Source organism: Kribbella rubisoli (assembly GCF_004217145.1).
GTDB classification, from domain to species: domain Bacteria; phylum Actinomycetota; class Actinomycetes; order Propionibacteriales; family Kribbellaceae; genus Kribbella; species Kribbella rubisoli.
Genome location: NZ_SHKR01000013.1, coordinates 140,294 through 158,440, shown reverse-complemented (window position 1 = coordinate 158,440; position 18,147 = coordinate 140,294). Strand labels below are relative to the sequence as shown.

The 18,147-nt window shown below is 68.2% G+C and carries 17 protein-coding genes and 1 riboswitch; of the genes, 5 read left to right on the top strand and 12 right to left on the bottom strand.

Going from position 1 to position 18,147, the window contains the following annotated elements:
- Positions 1-70: 70 nt before the first annotated feature.
- The 5 genes from EV645_RS20750 to EV645_RS20730 are packed head-to-tail and all read right to left on the bottom strand — an operon-like array spanning position 71 to position 4,508.
- A complete protein-coding gene (locus tag EV645_RS20750) occupies positions 71-1,408 on the bottom strand; it encodes an LLM class flavin-dependent oxidoreductase (RefSeq protein ID WP_130445628.1) in 1,338 nt (445 codons plus the stop codon).
- Positions 1,405-2,118, bottom strand: a complete 714-nt coding sequence (locus EV645_RS20745; protein ID WP_130445627.1) for an ABC transporter ATP-binding protein — start codon at positions 2,116-2,118, stop codon at positions 1,405-1,407. Before EV645_RS20745 ends, EV645_RS20750 begins: the two co-directional genes overlap by 4 nt.
- Positions 2,094-2,933 carry an ABC transporter permease gene (locus EV645_RS20740; RefSeq protein WP_130445626.1) on the bottom strand — a complete coding sequence of 280 codons (840 nt, stop codon included), beginning with the start codon at positions 2,931-2,933 and terminating at the stop codon, positions 2,094-2,096. The genes EV645_RS20745 and EV645_RS20740 overlap by 25 nt, the downstream gene beginning before the upstream one ends.
- The gene (locus EV645_RS20735; RefSeq protein WP_130445625.1) at positions 2,930-3,973 is read right to left on the bottom strand and encodes an ABC transporter substrate-binding protein; all 1,044 of its coding nucleotides are present in this window, start codon (positions 3,971-3,973) and stop codon (positions 2,930-2,932) included. Before EV645_RS20735 ends, EV645_RS20740 begins: the two co-directional genes overlap by 4 nt.
- Positions 3,966-4,508, bottom strand: coding sequence for a flavin reductase family protein (locus tag EV645_RS20730; protein WP_130445624.1), 543 nt, complete (start codon positions 4,506-4,508; stop codon positions 3,966-3,968). The genes EV645_RS20735 and EV645_RS20730 overlap by 8 nt, the downstream gene beginning before the upstream one ends.
- A 281-nt stretch (positions 4,509-4,789) precedes the next feature.
- Here EV645_RS20730 and EV645_RS20725 point away from each other — a divergent pair, with 281 nt between their 5' ends.
- Together EV645_RS20725 and EV645_RS20720 are read left to right on the top strand one after the other, a co-directional pair.
- Positions 4,790-5,284: an RNA polymerase sigma factor gene (locus tag EV645_RS20725; RefSeq protein ID WP_130445623.1), complete on the top strand. Its 495-nt coding sequence runs from the start codon at positions 4,790-4,792 to the stop codon at positions 5,282-5,284.
- Entirely contained in the window at positions 5,277-5,843 is a 567-nt protein-coding gene (locus EV645_RS20720; RefSeq protein ID WP_130445622.1) for a methylated-DNA--[protein]-cysteine S-methyltransferase, read from the top strand. Before EV645_RS20725 ends, EV645_RS20720 begins: the two co-directional genes overlap by 8 nt.
- Positions 5,844-5,933: 90 nt before the next feature.
- Here the strand turns inward: EV645_RS20720 and EV645_RS20715 are convergent, their stop codons facing one another.
- The 6 genes from EV645_RS20715 to EV645_RS20690 form a co-directional block, all read right to left on the bottom strand.
- Positions 5,934-6,617 carry a class I SAM-dependent methyltransferase gene (locus EV645_RS20715; RefSeq protein WP_130445621.1) on the bottom strand — a complete coding sequence of 228 codons (684 nt, stop codon included), beginning with the start codon at positions 6,615-6,617 and terminating at the stop codon, positions 5,934-5,936.
- A 121-nt stretch (positions 6,618-6,738) separates the two neighbouring features.
- On the bottom strand, positions 6,739-8,064 hold the full coding sequence (locus EV645_RS20710; protein WP_130445620.1) for a purine-cytosine permease family protein: 1,326 nt from the start codon (positions 8,062-8,064) through the stop codon (positions 6,739-6,741).
- Positions 8,060-8,178: riboswitch (TPP riboswitch) on the bottom strand. It overlaps the preceding gene by 5 nt.
- Before the next feature lie 18 nt (positions 8,179-8,196).
- Positions 8,197-8,859, bottom strand: a complete 663-nt coding sequence (locus EV645_RS20705) for an alpha/beta fold hydrolase (RefSeq protein ID WP_130445619.1) — start codon at positions 8,857-8,859, stop codon at positions 8,197-8,199.
- On the bottom strand, positions 8,856-9,686 hold the full coding sequence (locus EV645_RS20700) for a hypothetical protein (RefSeq protein WP_130445618.1): 831 nt from the start codon (positions 9,684-9,686) through the stop codon (positions 8,856-8,858). The genes EV645_RS20705 and EV645_RS20700 overlap by 4 nt, the downstream gene beginning before the upstream one ends.
- Positions 9,687-9,755: 69 nt before the next feature.
- Complete coding sequence (locus EV645_RS20695; RefSeq protein WP_130445617.1) at positions 9,756-10,604, bottom strand: DUF3152 domain-containing protein; 849 nt, start codon at positions 10,602-10,604, stop codon at positions 9,756-9,758.
- Positions 10,605-10,653: 49 nt separating this feature from the next.
- On the bottom strand, positions 10,654-11,847 hold the full coding sequence (locus EV645_RS20690) for an ATP-binding protein (RefSeq protein ID WP_130445616.1): 1,194 nt from the start codon (positions 11,845-11,847) through the stop codon (positions 10,654-10,656).
- 161 nt (positions 11,848-12,008) lie between these two features.
- On the opposite strand from EV645_RS20690, the gene EV645_RS20685 reads away from it, so the two are divergent.
- Entirely contained in the window at positions 12,009-13,013 is a 1,005-nt protein-coding gene (locus EV645_RS20685) for a GTP pyrophosphokinase (protein ID WP_130445615.1), read from the top strand.
- Here the strand turns inward: EV645_RS20685 and EV645_RS20680 are convergent.
- Positions 13,000-14,409 (bottom strand): MFS transporter, encoded by a 1,410-nt coding sequence (locus EV645_RS20680; RefSeq protein ID WP_130445614.1) that lies wholly within the window; start codon positions 14,407-14,409, stop codon positions 13,000-13,002. The genes EV645_RS20685 and EV645_RS20680 overlap by 14 nt on opposite strands.
- A 139-nt stretch (positions 14,410-14,548) precedes the next feature.
- Here EV645_RS20680 and EV645_RS20675 point away from each other — a divergent pair, with 139 nt between their 5' ends.
- Positions 14,549-16,309 (top strand): ABC transporter transmembrane domain-containing protein, encoded by a 1,761-nt coding sequence (locus tag EV645_RS20675; protein WP_130445613.1) that lies wholly within the window; start codon positions 14,549-14,551, stop codon positions 16,307-16,309.
- Positions 16,306-18,084: an ABC transporter ATP-binding protein gene (locus EV645_RS20670; protein WP_130445612.1), complete on the top strand. Its 1,779-nt coding sequence runs from the start codon at positions 16,306-16,308 to the stop codon at positions 18,082-18,084. The genes EV645_RS20675 and EV645_RS20670 overlap by 4 nt, the downstream gene beginning before the upstream one ends.
- Positions 18,085-18,147 lie beyond the last annotated feature (63 nt).

Below are 18,147 nucleotides of genomic sequence, written 5' to 3'. Positions count from 1 at the left end.
GTGGGGATCCGGGTCTGACGGCGGGTTGGTGCTGGGCCGGCCACCTGGCGGGCCCAGCACCAGCCCGGGTTCAGGCGGTTGCTTCCTGTAGTGATGCGGTGCGGCCGGTGGGGCGGGGTAGGCCGTAGTGGTCGCGGAGGGTGGTGCCGGTGTACTCGGTGCGGAAGAGGCCTCGGGACTGGAGGATCGGGATCACCTCGTTGACGAAGGTCTCGAGGCCGGACGGGAGGACTGGGGGCATGATGTTGAAGCCGTCCGCCGCGCCCGCCTCGAACCAGTGCTGGATCGCGTCGGCGACCTGTTCCGGGGTGCCGGTGAACGTCCTGTGGCCGCGGCCACCGCCGAGGCGGCCGATCAGTTCGCGGACGGTTAGTTTCTCGCGGCGAGCGAGGGTGACGATCAGCGTGTAGCGGCTCTTTGCGCCCTCGATCTCGTCTTCGTCGGGAAGGTCCGCGGGGAGTTGCTGGTCGAACGGCAGGTCCTCGGGCGACACCTTGAGCGTCTTCGCCAGCTGCAGACGCGCGTACTCGGGCCGGATCAGCGAATCCAGCTGATGCTCCAGCCGCTCGGCCTCGGCGACTGTCGAGCCGATCACCGGCACGATCCCGGGCAGGATCTTCACCCCGGACGGGTCCCGCCCGAGAGCGGCCGTGCGTGCCTTCAGGTCGCGATAGAAGTCCTGCGCGTCCTCCAGCGTCTGCTGCGCGGTGAACACCGCCTCGGCGTACCGCGCCGCGAGACCCTTCCCGTCCTCGGACGACCCGGCCTGCACGATCAGCGGATGCCCCTGCGGCGACCGCGGCAGGTTGAGCGGCCCACGGACCTGGAAGTGCCGTCCGACGTGATCGATCGGCTGGACCCGCTCCTGCACCGCCCACACACCGGAAGACTTGTCGGCGATCGCGGCGTCGTCCTGCCACGAGTCCCACAGCTTGTACGCGACCTCGAGGAACTCCGCCGCCCGCTCGTAGCGCTCGGCATGCGCCGGCTGGTCCGCGAGGTTGAAGTTGAGCGCCGCATCCGGACCAGCCGTCGTCACCACGTTCCAGCCCGCGCGCCCACCGCTCACATGATCGACGCTGGCGAAGCGCCGAGCCAGGTTGTACGGCTCGTTGTACGTCGTCGACGCCGTCGCGATGAGCCCGATCCGCGACGTCACGGCCGCGATCGCGGTGAGGAGCACCGTCGGCTCCAGCGAACCCGCCGGCCGCCGCCCGACCGTACCGATCAGCACGGGCGAATCCGCGAAGAAGATCGAGTCGAACTTCCCGCGCTCGGCCAGCTGCGCCAAAGCCTGGTAGTGCGCCACCGACGTGTTCGCGAACGGGTTGCTCTCCGGCAACCGCCACGAAGCCTCATGGTGGCCCGTGCTCATCAGGAACGCGTTCAAGTGCAGCTGTCTGGTCATACCGAAACTCCCAAAGCGTCGAGAAGCCGCGACCGGACCGCGGCGAATCCTGGATCGGCCGCACTCCGCGGCGCGGGCAGCGAGATCGTCTCCTCGGCGACGATCCGGCCGGCATCGAGCACGATCACCCGATCGGCCAGCACGATCGCCTCGTCGACGTCGTGCGTGACCAGCAGTACGGCGGGCTGATGCGCGGCGCACAACTTCCGCAGCAACACGTGCATCTTCAACCGGGTCAGCGCATCCAGCGCCCCGAACGGCTCATCCGCGAGCAACAGCTCCGGCTCCCGAACCAGCGATCGCGCCAAAGCGACACGCTGCTGCTCACCACCGGACAACTCGTTCGGCCAGGCCTGCTCGCGACCCGCGAGCCCGACCTCGTCCAAACTGCGGCGACCGCGATCGAAAGCTCCGTTCAGACCGAGTACGACGTTGTCGAGCACCCTTGCCCATGGCAACAACCGTGAGTCCTGGAACACGACCGAGACGTTCTCCGGTACGGCGAGCTCACCCGACCCGTCGACGTCGTAGTCCAACCCGGCCAGCGCCCGCAACAGCGTGCTCTTCCCGGAGCCGCTCTTCCCCAGCAGGGCAACGAATTCACCCGGTTCGATGTCCAGATCGAGCCCGTCCAGTACGGCGCGATCGTCGTACCGGCGGACCAGATCGCGGACCTGGACCGTGCTTACGAGGCTAGCGTTCGGCGCCATGAGAGGGCCCTCCTCTGGATCAGGCGGACGACGGCGTCGGAGAGCAGGCCCAGGGCGCCGTACACGACGAGGCCGACGATGATGATGTCGGTCTGTCCGTACGTGCGGGCCAGTTCCATCATGTAGCCGATACCGCTGGTGGAGTTGATCTGCTCGACGACGACCAGCGACAGCCACGCGCCGGTCACCGCGAACCGCAGTCCGAGCAGGAACCCGGGCAGCGCACCCGGCAGGACCACGCGCCGGATGAACTCCCACTGGGACAGCCCGACCGTCTGCGCGAGCTCGACGTACCGGCTGTCGATCGTGCGCAAGCCGTTGTGGGTGTGGATGTAGATCGGGATGAACACCCCGAGCAGGATCGTGACGATCTTCATCGACTCGCCGATGCCCAGCCAGAGGATCAGCAGCGGCAGCAGTGCCAGCGACGGGATCGCCCGCTTGATCTGGATCGGTCCGTCGAGCACGGCCTCGCCGAGGCGGGAGAGGCCGGAGATCAGCGCCAGTACGACGCCGAGCACGATCCCGAGTGCGAGCCCGATCAGGGCTCGCTGGGCGGATGTCCACAGGTTCGACTGCAGCCGCCCGTCCGCGATCAGGTCAGCGGCCGTGGTCACCACGGTCCACGGCGCGGACAGGACTCGTTGGTCGATCCAACCAGTGGCCGATCCGATACTCCAGATCGCCAGCAACAGCACGGGGCCGATCGCGGCCCCGAACCTGATCGGCTTCCCCGGTCCGAGCCGACGACGCCGTACGACGGGACGCGCCGCCGCCTCGCGGGACCGCAGCCCGGGGAGGGTTGTCGCGCTCATTTGGCACCTGCCTTGATCGCGTCCGCGGCAACGGTCTGGAACCGCAGGTCGTACAGGTCCTTGGCCTGGATCACCTTGTTGCCGGTCTCCTTGGCGAGCAGCTCGATGGTGGCCTGCTGGCGCTGGATCGCACCACTCCAGTCGGCGCTGATGTCGGGGTGACCGGCGTTGTCGACCAGCCATTGACCATCGGACTCGGTCAGCCCCTGGTCCTTCACGTAGTACCCCTGGATCCATTCCTTGGGGTGCGTGTCGATCCAGATCTGCGCGACGCCCCACGCGGCGACGTACGCACGGATCGCGGCCGCCTTGCCGCTGTCCTCGAGCGACTCCGTCGGCACGTACAGGTGGCCGGCGTCGTCGCGGATCCCGTGCGGGATCGTCGTCGCGCCGTCCTTGCCGTACTTCGCCAGGTACCGCTTGATCTGCACGCCGCCGATCGGGGCTACCTCGACCTGCTTGGCGGCCAGCGCGTTCGTGTAGACGTCACCGGTGCTCGGCAGCTCGACCAGCTTCACGTCGTTCTTGGTCAGACCGGCCTTCTGCAGCACCTTCAGCACGAGCGCGCCCTGCGCCTGGCCGGGGCTGTACGCGATCTTCTTGCCGCGCAGGTCGGACAGCGTCTTCACCGTGGTTCCCGGCGCGATGCCGAGCTGGTAGATCGGGTGGTTCAGCGGGTCCTGGCGGAACTTCGAGGCGACGATCTTGACGTGCAGCCCGGTCCAGGTCGCGTGGATCGGCGGGATCTCGGCCACCGAGCCGACGTCGAGAGCGTGCGCCCGGAACGCCTCGGTGGTCTGCGGACCGCCGCTCAGGTTCGCGAACTGCACGTACTTCGAGACCTTGTCGTACTGACCGGACAGCTTGAGCGCGACCTCGGTTGCGGGATCGCCGACGACGATCTTCGTACCGTCGGGGACCGTTGTCGGCAGAGCGGCGTCCAGCGAGAGCTTGGCGGCTCCGTCGGCGGCCGCGTTGCCGCTGCAGCCGGTGACCAGGGCGAGAAGGGCAAGGGCGGCGTACAGGCGTTTTCTAGACATGGTGGGCTTTCGCGTAGTGGCCGTCGTGGTAGAGCAGCGGCTCGTGTTCACGTCGTTCGGTGTGGGTGGCAAGGCGCGCGACGACCAGGTAGTGGTCGCCGACGGCGAAGCGGTGCTCCACCTGGGCGCGCAGGTAGCTCGGGGCCTCGTCGAGAACGGGCTCACCGGTGGCCAGGCGGGACCAGTTGGTCGGCTCGGCGAACCGGTCGATCCCGCTGGTCGCGAACCGGCCCGCGATCCCGTGCTGGTCGGCGGACAGGAAGTTGATCACCAGGCTGTTCGCCGTACTGACGGTCGGCCAGCTGGAGGCGCTGGTGGCGATCGCGAACGACACCAGCGGCGGCAGCAGGCTGATCGAGACCAGCGAGGTTGCGGTGAAGCCGGCCGGGCCGTGGCCGGCGTCCGCGGTGATCACCACGACACCGGCGGCGTGGCGACGGAAGACGGACCGGTAGACATCGGCGTCCACCACCCGTTCTTCGGCATGGTCGGGTACGACGGACAGGGCAGGACGATTCAGGGCAGGCAAAGACATGTCTCTCCCTCGGAATCGGGGCAGGGACGACCGGCAGCAACTACCGGGCGGGAGGTGGAGGCCGGCATCGACGGGGCCTCATGCAGAGCGAAGTGGCAGAACAGGCGTCACCGACAGGTGGCGCTCGCCGTCCGCAGCAGATCGATGACGCGACGGCGGGTGAGGAGTGTCGTCGTCATGTCAGCTATCTTCGCATCATTGTCTATTGGCTAACTAGACAATCTCGTGATCTGGACCGGCCACCCTCACACGCGGGCCGCTGCGTGCGTTCTACTGTCGTGATGACTCGGGAGAAGGTCGAGCTGCCGCCGTTCCAGGCGCTGATCGACGCGCACTGGCGCGACGTTGCCCGGCTGGCGCGGGCGATGGCCGGGCCGGTGGACGGCGACGACGCGGCGCAACGCGCCTGGGAGAAGGCGTACGCGGCGTACCCGGCGCTGACGTCGGCGAAGAACCTGCGCAGCTGGCTCCTCACCATCACGGCCCGGTGCGCGACCGACGTACACCGGGCGCGGAAACCGCAGCGCCCGCTGGACGAGGCGCCGCCGGTGACAGTCGAGGGCCCGGACGCCGCCGCCTGGCCGGACCCCGACCTCTGGCGGGCGGTCAACGAGCTCCCGGAGCGGCAACGCTTCGCGGTCACGCTCAAATACGTCGGCGACCTGGACCACCACGGCGTGGCCGCCGCTCTGGACACCACGCCCGCCGCATCGCGCCGGCTCGTCAGCGACGCGCTCGCGACCCTGCGCAGCAAACTCGGAGTAGATGATGACTGATCTCGAGAGCCGGCTGACCCGGCTCGCCATGCCCGACCTCGAACCACCCGTTCTTCCGGACGCCGACGTCGCCTACACGCTGCACGACACCCCGATCGGGACGATGCTGCTCGCGATCGCCCACGGCCGCGTCGTCGCCAGCTCGTTCGGCGACGAGGAGACGATGACCACCCGCCTCGCCCGGGCCGTGTCCCCGCGCGTACTCCGGCAGGCCCGCCCGCTGGACGACGTACGACGACAGCTCGACGAATACCTCGCCGGCAGCCGTCAGACCTTCGACCTCGAGGTGGACCTCGCGCTGGCGACGCCGTTCCAGCGGCTCGTCCTCACGGATCTGCCGACGCACACGTCGTACGGCGCGACGACGACGTACGGAACTGTTGCCGCCGACATCGACAAGCCCAAGGCGGCCCGTGCGGTCGGTACGGCGCTGGGCGCGAACCCGGTCTGCGTCGTCCTGCCGTGCCACCGGGTCGTGGGTGCGAACGGAGCCCTCACCGGGTACGCCGGCGGGCTGGACGCCAAACGATTCTTGCTGAATCTCGAAGCAAAAAGCTGAGTTTTCCGGAATTGCCCGGAACGGTTTTAGACTCGGTAAAACAAGGAGCAGGTCCCCAATGTGGAGTGGGGATCTGCTCCTCCTGACGTGTCAGTCAGTTGCGGGCTGGTGGATCTCGAGGATCAGCCGGCGACGTCCGCCCCAGTCACGTTTGTAGACCTTGTAGTCGTCGATTCCGGCGGCCGCGCAGAGGCGCCCGTAGCTGATCTCGTCGTGGATGAAGTGCACACCGCTGCGGTTGTCGCTGAACTCGGTCGTGACGATCCGGTGCTCCGGCCCCTGCCGCATCCCGTTCGCGATCTCGGCCGCGGTCGCCGGTCCCCAGGCCGGGCCCTCGATGATCGCGATCCCGCCCGGCTTCAGCACCCGGGAGATCTCGCAGATCGTGGAGATCTGCTCGTCCTCGGCGAACAGCTCGTGGAACGCCGTCCACAGGCAGATCACCGCGTCGAACGAGTCCCACTTGTACGGCAGATCGGTCATCGAGCCGATCGCCCAGTCGATCGCGAGCTCCTCCTCGGCCGCCTTCGCCTGGCCGGCCTCGATCAGGTTCGGCGAGATGTCGAGCCCGCGGACGACCTTCCCGGCCTTACGCAACGGCAACGCGACCCGCCCGTACCCGCAGCACAGGTCGAGCACCGACTCCTTGCCGTCCAGCAGCTCCTCGACGGCCTTGACGATCAGCGCGTCCCGCTCAGGCGTCGTACGCGCGGCCAACCCGTCGGCCCCCAGCTCCGCGTACTCGGCCCGGCTGCGCAGTGCGGAATTCAGCATGCCGCAAGTATTCCGGTTACTCCGGGTCAGTGACCAGGGCCCTGCCTTTCCTGAAGTACGCGAGTACGTCGGTCACCTCGCCGGCCGTACGCCGGGACCACGCGACTGACCTGCAATCTGTTCAGGCAGTCTGTCGGCGGCCTATCCGGCCGAGGAGAATCGCGGCCAGCATCGAGATGACGATCGACGTGTACGTCGCGCCGAGCCAGGTCGGGACCGGGTGGTTGTTGAAGACGGCCTGCTGTACGTCGGTCCAGAACGGCGACCAGCCTGCGACAGTGCCCGGGTTGACCAGCTGGTACGCGACGAATCCGATCAGCCACGCGAGCGTCGGTTGCCAACGGAACTTCGCCGTACCGGACACGTCCCAGTTCATCTTGCTGACAACGAAGAAGTCGGCGATCGCGACCGCGAACAACGGGATGAAGACCGAGCCGATCAGGTACAGGAACTGTGTGTAGTTGCCTAGGTCAACCATCAGCGCGATCCCGGTGGCGAGCACGCCGATCGCGACCGAGATCCACCGGCGGTCGATGTGGCCGACCAGGTTGTGCGCGGCCATCGTGGTCGAGTAGACGTTCGCGTACGCCTCGTCGACCTCGTCCACCAGCAGTACGAACAGTGCGATCGCACCGGCGGGCAGGGTGACCAGTGCGGTGATCACGTCGTCGCTGTTGGTCTGCAATGTGGCCACTGCGACGACGCCGAGGGCGTAGTACCCGATCGCTGCGAGGCCGTAGCCGAGTGCGGATCCACCGAACGCAGCCTTGTTGGTGCGCGAGTGCCGCGTGTAGTCGGCGGCCAGCGGGGCGAAGGACACGACACCCGCGGCGGCGAGGTCGACGGCCGGCCAGAAGCCGAAGACGCTGTCCTGCGGCAGAGCGTGCACCGGCTTGCTGAGCACCTGCACGAACAGGTAGACCGACGCGATCAGCACCAGCCACACCATGAACTTCCGCAGGATCTTCACGCTGCCCAGCGGCCGGACCGCCATCGTCGTCGCGATGATCCCGGCCAGTACGACGAACAGCCAGCGCCAGCGTTCACTCGTCACCGCGACCGCGGCCTGCGAGATCACGATGATCTCCATCGTGGCCCAGCCGACGTTCTGCGCGATGTTCAGAATGGTCGGCGCAATCGAGCCGCGACGGCCGAACAGCCCCCGCAGGCTCGCCATCGCCGGCGCACCGGTGTGCGACCCGAACACGGCCGCGCCACCCAGCACGAGCGCCCCGATCCCGCACCCGACGACGACAGCGAGCAGCCCTTGCCACAGCGAGCCCGTGTACGCCGCCACGAGCGCACCGGTCACCGGGCCGAACAGCGAGATGCCGAAGTTGCCCCACAGCGTGAACTGGTCGAAGAAGCCGAGCGTCCGCGGCGCATCGGTGGTGAGGACCAGCGGCGCCTCAGTGGTGCTGGCAGGACGAACAGCGGTATCGGTCATGAGTGACCCCAATCCCTACGCCGGCATTACCCGGTCAGGTTCAGGCGGTCGGCGACCCAAGCTGTCGCCCTCTCAGCCCGCGCGTCTTCGGTGCGAGCTCCCGCATAGGTTTGTGCTTTGGAGTCTAACGCGTCAGCTAGTTTCCGGCAGGGCGGCTGCTCGTTCTATGAGAGCGGCGAGCTCCGGACCGTTGGTGACGACCGGCATGTGGGCGCCGGTGGCGAAGCTCCGGGCCTCACCGTGGCTCAGCTCGGCGAGCCGCTGGACCCACTCCGCCGTCGAGAGCAGGTCGTACTTGCCGCGGACGATGAACACCGGTGCCTTGACCTGCGAGATCACTTCGGCCAGGTCGTGATGCCGTGAGGCCTCAACCGCGCGGGCGATCGTCGGCAGCGTCGTCCGCGCGTACTGCGGGGTCACGGTCCGGATCAGCTTGGGCGAGTCCGGTACGGCGGAGCCCAGCCAGCGCACCGTACGGTCGACCCAGCTGGACATGCGGGCGTCACCTGCCGGCGCGACAAGTACGACGGCGTGCGCGAGGTCGGCGTACCTGACTGCGGTTTCGACGACGATCTGGCAGCTGGCGGAGTGGCCGACGAGGACGGAGCGCCCGCGAACCTTCTCGGCGAGGGCGACTGCCAGTGCGCGCGGGTGCAGGTCCTCGCGGGCACCGGCCGGTTCGCCGTACCCGGGCAAGGTGACCACGTGGTACGGCGTGACGAGATGCTCTACGGTCCGGGCGTACGACTCGGGGCCGAGGCCCAGGCCGGGCACCAGGACGACCGGTGCGCTCACTCCCAGGGTGCCTTGACCGGTGGGCCCTGGACGACCGGGTTGGGCACGTCGGGCTTCAGTTCGCGGTACCCGAGGAACAGACCGACCGCGAGGATCAGCAGACCGGCACCACCCCAGCCGTACGCCGTGGGCAGCCGGTCGACCGCGCCGTCGATGGATCCCAGGCCGGTGGTCAGCACCATGATCAGCCAGACCAGGATCGGTACTGCGGAGAGCGCGACCAGGCCGAGTCCGACCAGCTCAGCCGGCTCCGGCTGGCGGCCGGCCTTGCGGCGGGCGAGTACGTCGCGGATCCACATGAACAGCGCGCCCGCCCCGACGACCACGAGCAGCAGTTGGCCGATCGCGTCGATCACGTCGGTGCGGAGCGGGTGGTTGAGCGGTGAGCCCGGCGCCTGCGAGATGTCGCGCAGCGAGACCCGCTGGACGGAGATGACGAGCAGACCGTAGAACCCGGCGATCACAGTGGCCAGACCGACGACGCGGGCAGCACGGGGGTCGCGCGGCTGCTCCCTTCCGTACACGGGGAGCTCGTGCGGCTCGGGGCTCGACGGAGCGCCGTACGGCATGCCGGGGCGGTAGCTGGGCGGCTGGGCGTGGTGCGGACCAGCCTGCGCGTGCGGCGGGACGCCGTATTGACCTGGTGGGGTGCCGTAGGGCTGGGGCGGCGCGTACGGGCCTTCGACCGGCGGAGTGCCGCGGCCAGTGCCGTACGTGCCACCGCCGTACGGGGTGGGCGGGGGGTAGTGGTGCTCTTCGCCGGGCTGCTGCTCGGGCTGCTGGGGCTGATCGCCCCGGCCGTACGTCGGGAAGTCCTGTGACGACATTCGCTGCTCCCTCCCGTCGTACCTAGTGTCCCGCAAGTGAGGTAGCTCGCTTGCGGGACACTCTGTTTCTCAGGTTGCCTTGATGGTCGGCCAGGCGTTCGGAAGACAGCCTGCCAGGCCTTTGGTCTGCTGCATCATCACCGGCGCGGGGGTCTTCGGCTTGGTGCAGGTCGAGTGCCCGTGCCCGAGCGCGTGACCGACCTCATGGTTGACCAGGTAGCTGCGGTACAGCTCGACGTTCCCGTTGTACGACGGGATCCCGTACATCCACCGCTTCGCGTTCAGCACCACGCGGTCCTCGACCCGGCAGGACACCTCACCGCCGGTGTCGAGCGGCAGACACAGCTTGTCGGTCAGCGCCGGCGTCGCGAGGATGATCCGGAGATCGGCGTCGACCTTGTCGGTCCGCTCGAAGCTCACCGGGTGCAGCGCCTGCCATCCGCGCGGGTCCGTGAGCGTCTTGTGGATCGCCGCGGCGACAGCGGCTCCGTTGACCGACAGCCCCTCCTCGATCTCGACGCGGTAGGTGAGCTTGTCGCGGACGCCGCTCGCCTTGTTGAACCCAGGCACGACGGCAAGCTTCCCGGTCGACACCAGCACGTTCGGCTTCGCGTTCTTCGGCTTCCGCGTCAAGGTCGGTGCCGGCCGCAACGGGGTGGTGAACTTCTGCGTCGGGGTCACCACCGGCGTCGGCGTCACACTGGGCGTCTCGACCACCGGCGCCGCACTCACGGGTTCGTTGGCCCCCGCAACCACCTCAGCCGCAAGGCTGGCCCGATGCGCCACATCCGGATGCGCCACCACCACGGTCCCCAGCACCGCCAGGGCAGTCACCGCGAACCACTGCCCCCGATACGACTTCCGCCGACTATGCCGCCCACGCGTGCCCGCACGCTGGCCGCTCCGCCGGGTGGTCATGACACTCGACCCTATCGACTACCTGCCCCCTCACGAAACCCCAGTTCCGTTAAGCCGTACGAGTGCGGAGGAATTTTCCGAAGTGGGGGACGGTGAAGGCTACGGTTCCTCGTTCGGCGGAGAAGACTAGGCCTTTCTTGATGAGGCCGTCTCGGGCGGGTGACAGCGACTGGGGTTTGCGGTTTAGGGTGCTGGCTACTTCGGCGGTGGGGACGGAGCCGTCGTCTACGCCGATGCCGAGCTCGGCCATTGCGCGCATGTACTCGCGTTCGGCCGGGGTGGCGCGTTCGTACCGTGAGCCGAAGAAGCCGACGGTCAACTCGGCAGACGCTTCAGGAGCAGCTACGGCGACGTCCTTGATGGTGATGGGTGACGTCGGCGCGTGGTCCCAGGTGGAGTGGGCGAAGGCCTGCACGAAGTACGGGTAGCCGTCGGTCTGGGCGTACAGCTCGTCCAGCGCCTCCTCGTCGTACTGGACGCCTTCGCTCTCCGCCGGCACCATCAGCGCGCGGTCGCACGCGTCACGCGCCAACCGGTCGACGCGGACATACCGGAACAGCCGCTCGGAGTACGACTTGCTGGCCGAAAGTACGGCGGGCAGATGCGGCAGCCCGGCACCCACAACAACCAACGGCGCGCTCTGCTGCGAGATCTCGTGGCAAGCGGCGCACAGCGCGGACAGGTCGTCCGGGCTGATGTCCTGCATCTCGTCGATGAATAGCCCGACCCCGACAGACAGGTCACCAGCCAGATCAGCAGCGTCGGTGAAGAGCTCGATCAGGTCCATCTCGAGGTCACCGGAGTCCGCCCGCCCCTTCGCCGCGGCCACGTCCACCGGCGGATGCCAGCGGATCCCCTTCCGGTCCTCCGCCCCGGTCCGCAGCGCGAAAGCCTTCAGTACGGCGCTGAACTGGTCGACCCGCTCATCGTCGCGATGCCGATGGCCCAGCTCCCGCATCGCGGTGTGCAGCGCCTGCGCGATCGGCAGCCGGATGCTCTGCTCCGGCCGTGCCTCGATCTTCCCGGTGCCCCAGGCCCGCTTGATCGCCTGCGAACGCAACGTGTTGAGCAGCACTGTCTTACCCACGCCCCGGAGTCCGCTGAGCACGAGGCTCCGCTCCGGTCTGCCTGCCGCGACCCGCTCGAGGACCACCTCGAACTGCCGCACCTCGATGTCGCGTCCGGCCAGCTCAGGCGGCCGCTGGCCGGCGCCGGGCGCATAGGGATTCCGGATCGGATCCATGCTTTCACTGTATGAGCCCGTCTAGCGTTTTCCGTAGATTGACCAATCAAGAACCAGAGCGTGTCGCGAGGACTCTCTACAACTTTCTAGCAAATTGACTAGAAAGCGGTAGACACCACGAGCGACCGCAAGACCACCAGGACATGTCCTAGGGTTCCGGCATGGCGGAGCAGGCGGGGGCGGTGTACGAGCGGGTGCACCAGCAGTACGTCGGTGGCGCGCGCAAGCTCGAGGCGCTGATCAACGAGCTGATCGGTGAAGAAGAAGGCATCAACTACCTGACCGCGACCGCCCGTGCCAAGGACCCGGAGTCGTTCCTCGCGAAGGCGTCGAAGCCGCATCCGGACGATCCGAGCCGACCGAAGTACGACGATCCGCTGAACCAGATCACCGACCTGGTGGCGGCGCGGGTGATCACGTTCCTGGTCGAGGCGGTGGACCGGGTGTGCGAGGTGATCGAGGAAGAGTTCGAGATCGTCGAGCACACCGACATGGGCGCGCACACGCGGGCGCAGGGCGTGTTCGGATACGCCAGCAAGCACTATCTGGTCCGGCTGAACGCACACCGCCGCGAGCTGCCGGAGTACGCCGTACTGAAGAACCTGGTGATGGAGATCCAGGTCCGTACGGCGGTCCAGCACGCGTGGGCCGAGTTCGAGCACGACATCAGGTACAAGCTGGACATCCCGCCGGGCCGCAGGCCGGAGTTCGACCGGCGCTTCCTGCTCGCCGCTGCGCTGATGGAGCTGGCCGACAACGAGTTCACCGAGATCGACCGGCTGTACCGCGAGCTGGCGGCCACGGCGGACGACAAGGCCCCGCTGGACCTGACGACCGGCACGCTGACGACGTACCTGACCCGGCGCTACCCGGACGCGCCGCACGCCAAGACCACGCACTACGCCTGGATCCTCGGCATCCTGCACCGCCTCGGCGTCACCACCGAGGAGCAGCTCACCGAGCACCTGACCGGCATCGACAGCGAAGCAGTCCAGACCGCGATGAACCACAGGGCTCCAGCCGGGACAGTACGTCGGCTGGACGACGACCTGCTCGCAGCAAACGGCCCCGCTTACCTGGCCTTGTTCCCCGACGAAGAGCGCCGCCAGAAGATCCTCCGCGGCCGCCTCAAGGCCCTGACCCGCGCCGCCATCATCCAGCCTTGACGAGAGCGTCCGCAGTACGCCGAGCCCAGGCGCTGGTCGTGATGAGGCCGAGGATCAGGACCAACGCCCCACAGCCGGCGATGATGTACCAGCACAGCCTGGCGGCGTCGACGAAGCCTGTTTCGAGTGGGCCGACCAGACGGGCCGTGAGCACAGTGCCAGCGATTGCGACGCCCAGTGAGGCGCCGACCTGGCGGCTGGTCGAGGCGATGGCTGCTGCGACACCGGCCTGGGAGCGGGGCATGCCAGACACGGCGGCGTTGGTGATGGGTGCGTTCAGCATGCCGAAGCCGAGTCCGAAGACCAGATAGCCGATCAGCAACTGCACGGTGGACGTAGAGGTCCCCAGCCGCGACAGGATCAGCCCGGACGCCGTCAGCATCGTCCCCGCGACTACTAGAGGTACGCGCGGACCACGGTGGCCGACCAGCCAGCCAGAGATCGGTGCGAACACCACAGTCATCGCCGCCATCGGCAGCGTCAGCAGTCCGGCGTGCAGTGCCGTGAAACCACGTGCCGACTGCAGATAGAGCGAGTTGAGGAACAGGAACCCCGACAGCGCCGAGAACCCGCACACCGCAATCAGCGTGGCTCCCGAGAACGGCGCACTCCGGAAGAACCGCGGTTCGAGCAGCGGCTCCTCCCGGCGGCGTTCGTAGTACACCAGCGTCACCGCGGCCGATACGCACACCAAGAAGCACCCGATGATCAGCGGCGAGCCCCACCCGGCCGAACGGCCCTCGATGATCCCGTAGGTCAGCCCGCCAAGTAGCAGTACGACGAGCACCCGCCCGACCGGATCCATCCGTCGTGGGACCGCCGCGCGAGACTCCGGCACGAAGAACGCAGTCATCAGTACGGCGGCAATCGTCACCGGCACGTTGATCCAGAAGATGAACCGCCACCCGGCCGCATCGACCAGCGCACCGCCGACGACGGGTCCGACCGCCATGCTCAGCCCGACCACGCCGCCCCAGACGCCGATCGCCTGGGCGCGCTCGCGTGGATTGGTGAACGTGTTGGTGATGATCGACATCGCCACCGGGTTCAGCATCGACCCGCCGACGGCCTGCAGCACCCGGAACGCGATCAGCAGGTCGATGCTCGACGCGACCCCGCACAGCAACGACCCGATCCCGAAGAGCACCAGACCGGCCTGGAACGTCCGCCGCCGTCCGACCCGGTCCGCCGTCGACCCGGACACCATCAGCAGGCTCGCCAGCACCAGCGTGTACGCATCGATCGTCCACTGCAGCTTCGCGACCGAGGCCCCGAACTCGGACCGGATCGCCGGCAGCGCCAGGTTCACGATCGTCGAGTCGAGGCCGACGATGAACAGGCTGGAACAGCAGATCGCCAGCACCAGCAACCGCCGGCCGCGGGTCAGATCCTCCACCTGGCTCCGTCCATGCTTGAAGACTGTACTACCGGCTGGGAAAACGGTTTGACGGACTGTCGGCGGGGCCACCTAGGCTTGATCTATTCGCCTGGTCAGGTGCCTTCTTTCATCCCTCTATGCCTGTTTGTGAGACGTCATGTCTTTGCGCCTCATCCCATTCGCCGACCCGGGTGTGCCGGACACCCGCTCCGGCCTCCGACTCATCATCTGGCTGGAGCACCAGCAGCTGCGCGGGCAAGCCCTCGCAGTCTTCTGGGGGCTTGTCTACTTCGGCGGTATCGCCGCCGCTCCGGTTGCCGTCGGTCTGGCCGTCCAGGCCGCGATCGACCTGTCCTGGCCCAAGCTGATGCTGGCCGGTGGGCTGCTGCTGGCCTTCGGCGCGGCCAAGGCAGGCGCCGACTCGTTCTTCCACCGCGCCGTGGTGACGAACTGGATCAGCACTGCGTCCCGTCTGCAGCAGCTGCTCATGCGCAAGGCTGCAGAGCTGGGCTCCCTGCTGACCCGCCGGATCGCCGCCGGTGAGGTTGTCGCCGTCAGCAGCGGCGACGTCGAGAAGATCGGCTGGTTCGTCGAGGTGCTGGGCCGGTTCGCCGCCGCGCTGCTGACCTGTTTCGCGGTCGTCATCGGCCTGCTGTTCTACGAGCCGCAGCTCGGCCTGGTTGTCGCCATCGCTGTGCCGGTGCTGGCGTTCTCGATCGTCCCGCTGATGGGTCCCGCGGAGCGTCGCGCCGACGAGCAGCGTGCCAAGGGCGGCCGTGCCACCGAGCTGGCTGCCGACACCGTCGCCGGTCTGCGCGTACTGCGTGGCATCGGCGGCGAGCAGCTCTTCCTGGAGCGCTACCGCGAGGCATCGCAGCAGTACAGGAGCAGTGCGGTCCGCAGCGCGCGGATGTGGTCGCTGATCGCGGCGCTGCAGGTGCTGCTGTTCGGAGTGTTCCTGGTGGTCGTCGTCTGGATGGGCGTGCGGCTCGTCACGTCGGGCCGGATCTCGGTCGGCGAGCTCGTCACGACGTACGGGTTCATCACGTTCATGCTGGTGCCGCTGCACACGTTCGAGGAGACCGCGAGCGCGTTCATCTTCTCGAAGGTGTCGGCCCGCCGGGCCGCGCGGGTGCTGTCGCTGCAGCGGACCGACGAGACCAAGGGCACCGCCGAGGCGCAGCTGCCGCAGGGTGACCTGCTCGACCCGGTCACCGGCCTGCACGTCCCGGCCGGCAGCTTCACCGCGGTCGTCGCAGGTGACCCGGATGCCGGTGGCCTGCTGGCCGACCGGTTGGGCGGTCACAGCCCGACAGCTGACGGTGAGGCGTCCGTCCTGCTGGGCGGCGTCGGTCTGGACGACATCCCGCTGGAGTCGGCGCGGACCGTCGTACTCGTGCAGGACAAGGACCCCGTGCTGTTGTCGGGGACGGTGCGCGAGCTGTTCGACGTGCCGGCGAGTGGTGCGGTCTCTCCGGAGACAGCGCTCGACGCCGCGCAGTGCGCCGACATTCTCGACGTACTGCGGCAGACGCTGCCTGGTGGTGAGTCCGACGCGATGAACGCAGTGCTGACCGAGCGCGGACGCTCCTTGTCCGGTGGCCAGCGGCAGCGCGTGGCATTGGCTCGCTCGCTGTACGTCGACCCGCAGGTGCTGGTGCTCGACGAGCCGACCAGTGCGGTGGACGCGCACACCGAGGCGCGCATCGCCGACGGTCTGCAGCTGCTGCGCGCCGGCCGGACCACTGTGGTGTTCACGTCGAGCCCACTGATGCTGGACCGGGCGGAGCGAGTGGTGTTCGTGCCGGACGGCCGCGTCGACGCGGTCGGGACGCACCACGACCTGCTGCACACCAACCCGCGGTACCGCGCCGCAGTAACCCGTGAAGACGAACAAACCGTTGAGGAGTTGGCGTGAAGCGCCCTCTGTACGACCCGGCAGCCCCGCAGGAAGTAGTGCGGCTCCCGGTGGCAGGCAGCGCGACTGTGCGCGCCTACCTGAAGATGCTGTTCCGCCGGCACCGCCGTGCGTTCGGCTGGCTCACGCTGGTCAACGCAGTGGCGGCGCTGAGCGGCATGGTCGGGCCCTGGCTGCTCGGCAACGTCGTCGAGAAGCTCTCGCAGGGCAAGACCGATGTGCAGCTCCCGTACGTCGTGCTCGGCTTCGTCATCGCCCTGGTCGTCCAGACGATCTTCGTCCGGATGACTCGGCTCCGTGGGGCGGTCATGGGCGAGGAGATGCTCGCGGACCTGCGCGAGGACTTCCTGGTCCGCTCGGTCGGGCTGCCGCCCGGCGTGCTGGAGCGCGCCGGGACCGGTGACCTGCTGTCCCGGATCACGACCGACATCGACCGGCTGTCGCACGCCATGCGCGACGCCGTACCGCAGCTGACGATCGCTGTGATCTGGGCCGGTCTGCTGATCGGTGCACTGGTCGTCACCTCGCCGCCGCTGGCTGTGGCGGTGGTGATCGCCGCGCCGATCCTGATCATCGGCGGCCGCTGGTACTTCCGGCGCGCACCATCCGGCTACCGGTCGGAGGCAGCCGGGTACGCCGCTGTCGCGTCCGCCCTGGCCGAGACCGTCGACGCGGGCCGGACCGTGGAGTCGCACCGGCTCGGCGACCGCCGGATCAAGCTCGGTGACACCCGGATCGGTCAGTGGGTCGCGTGGGAGCGGTACACGCTCTACCTGCGGATGATCCTGTTCCCGGTGATCAACATGACCCACACGGTCGCGCTGGCCGCCGTGCTGGTGATCGGTGGCGGTTTCGCCATCCAGGGCTGGATCACTGTCGGCGCACTCACCACGGGTGCGCTGTACATCCAGATGCTGGTCGAGCCGGTCAACATGATGATCCGCTGGTACGACGAGCTGCAGGTGGCCCAGGTGTCGCTGGCGCGGCTGGTCGGCGTCCGTGAGGTGGAGACTGCCGCGACGGATGGCGATGCCGAGCCGGACGGCCGGACTGTGCTGGCGGACGATGTGCGGTTCGGCTACCTCGAGGGTCGCGACGTACTGCACGGTGTGACGCTGACGGTCGAGCCGGGAGCGCGCGTGGCGCTCGTAGGGCCTTCTGGTGCAGGGAAATCGACGCTCGGTCGACTGCTGGCCGGCATCTACTCGCCACGCGTCGGTGACATCACCTTGGGTGGTGCGGCGCTGGACCAGATGTCTGCCGAGCAGGTCCGCAGCCATGTTGCCCTCGTCAACCAGGAGCACCACGTGTTCGTGGGCAGTGTCCGCGACAACCTGAGGTTGGCGAAGCAGGGCGCGACGGACACCGACCTGTGGGCAGCACTGCGTTCGGTCGACGCCGATGGTTGGGTGGCCGGCTTCGAAGACGGGCTGGACACCGAGGTGGGCTCTGGTGGGGTCTCGCTGACGCCGGCTCAGGCGCAGCAGGTCGCTCTGGCTCGGTTGGTGCTCGCAGACCCGCACACGCTGGTCCTGGACGAGGCGACCTCGTTGATGGACCCGCGCGCGGCGAGGCACTTGGAGCGGTCGTTGGCGACCGTTCTGGAGGGTCGGACCGTGGTGGCGATCGCGCATCGGCTGCACACAGCGCACGACGCGGACGTGATCGCGGTCGTCGAGGACGGCAAGATCGTCGAACTGGGCGCCCACGACGAGTTGGTCGACGCCCAGGGTGCGTACGCCGCTCTGTGGCACTCCTGGCACGGCGAACGCTGACACACGGACGGGTGGATCCGCGGTTATCCACAGGATCAACTGCGATCCCGGCGGATCCACCCG

Coding starts and splice junctions, on each gene's coding strand:
- EV645_RS20685 (WP_130445615.1), top strand. CDS start 12,009: ATGGCGGAGCAGGCGGGGGCGGTGTACGAGCGGGTGCACCAGCAGTAC.
- EV645_RS20730 (WP_130445624.1), bottom strand. CDS start 4,508: ATGTCTTTGCCTGCCCTGAATCGTCCTGCCCTGTCCGTCGTACCCGAC.
- EV645_RS20745 (WP_130445627.1), bottom strand. CDS start 2,118: ATGGCGCCGAACGCTAGCCTCGTAAGCACGGTCCAGGTCCGCGATCTG.
- EV645_RS20700 (WP_130445618.1), bottom strand. CDS start 9,686: ATGTCGTCACAGGACTTCCCGACGTACGGCCGGGGCGATCAGCCCCAG.
- EV645_RS20690 (WP_130445616.1), bottom strand. CDS start 11,847: ATGGATCCGATCCGGAATCCCTATGCGCCCGGCGCCGGCCAGCGGCCG.
- EV645_RS20695 (WP_130445617.1), bottom strand. CDS start 10,604: ATGACCACCCGGCGGAGCGGCCAGCGTGCGGGCACGCGTGGGCGGCAT.
- EV645_RS20725 (WP_130445623.1), top strand. CDS start 4,790: ATGACTCGGGAGAAGGTCGAGCTGCCGCCGTTCCAGGCGCTGATCGAC.
- EV645_RS20735 (WP_130445625.1), bottom strand. CDS start 3,973: ATGTCTAGAAAACGCCTGTACGCCGCCCTTGCCCTTCTCGCCCTGGTC.
- EV645_RS20720 (WP_130445622.1), top strand. CDS start 5,277: ATGACTGATCTCGAGAGCCGGCTGACCCGGCTCGCCATGCCCGACCTC.
- EV645_RS20675 (WP_130445613.1), top strand. CDS start 14,549: ATGTCTTTGCGCCTCATCCCATTCGCCGACCCGGGTGTGCCGGACACC.
- EV645_RS20715 (WP_130445621.1), bottom strand. CDS start 6,617: ATGCTGAATTCCGCACTGCGCAGCCGGGCCGAGTACGCGGAGCTGGGG.
- EV645_RS20710 (WP_130445620.1), bottom strand. CDS start 8,064: ATGACCGATACCGCTGTTCGTCCTGCCAGCACCACTGAGGCGCCGCTG.
- EV645_RS20740 (WP_130445626.1), bottom strand. CDS start 2,933: ATGAGCGCGACAACCCTCCCCGGGCTGCGGTCCCGCGAGGCGGCGGCG.
- EV645_RS20750 (WP_130445628.1), bottom strand. CDS start 1,408: ATGACCAGACAGCTGCACTTGAACGCGTTCCTGATGAGCACGGGCCAC.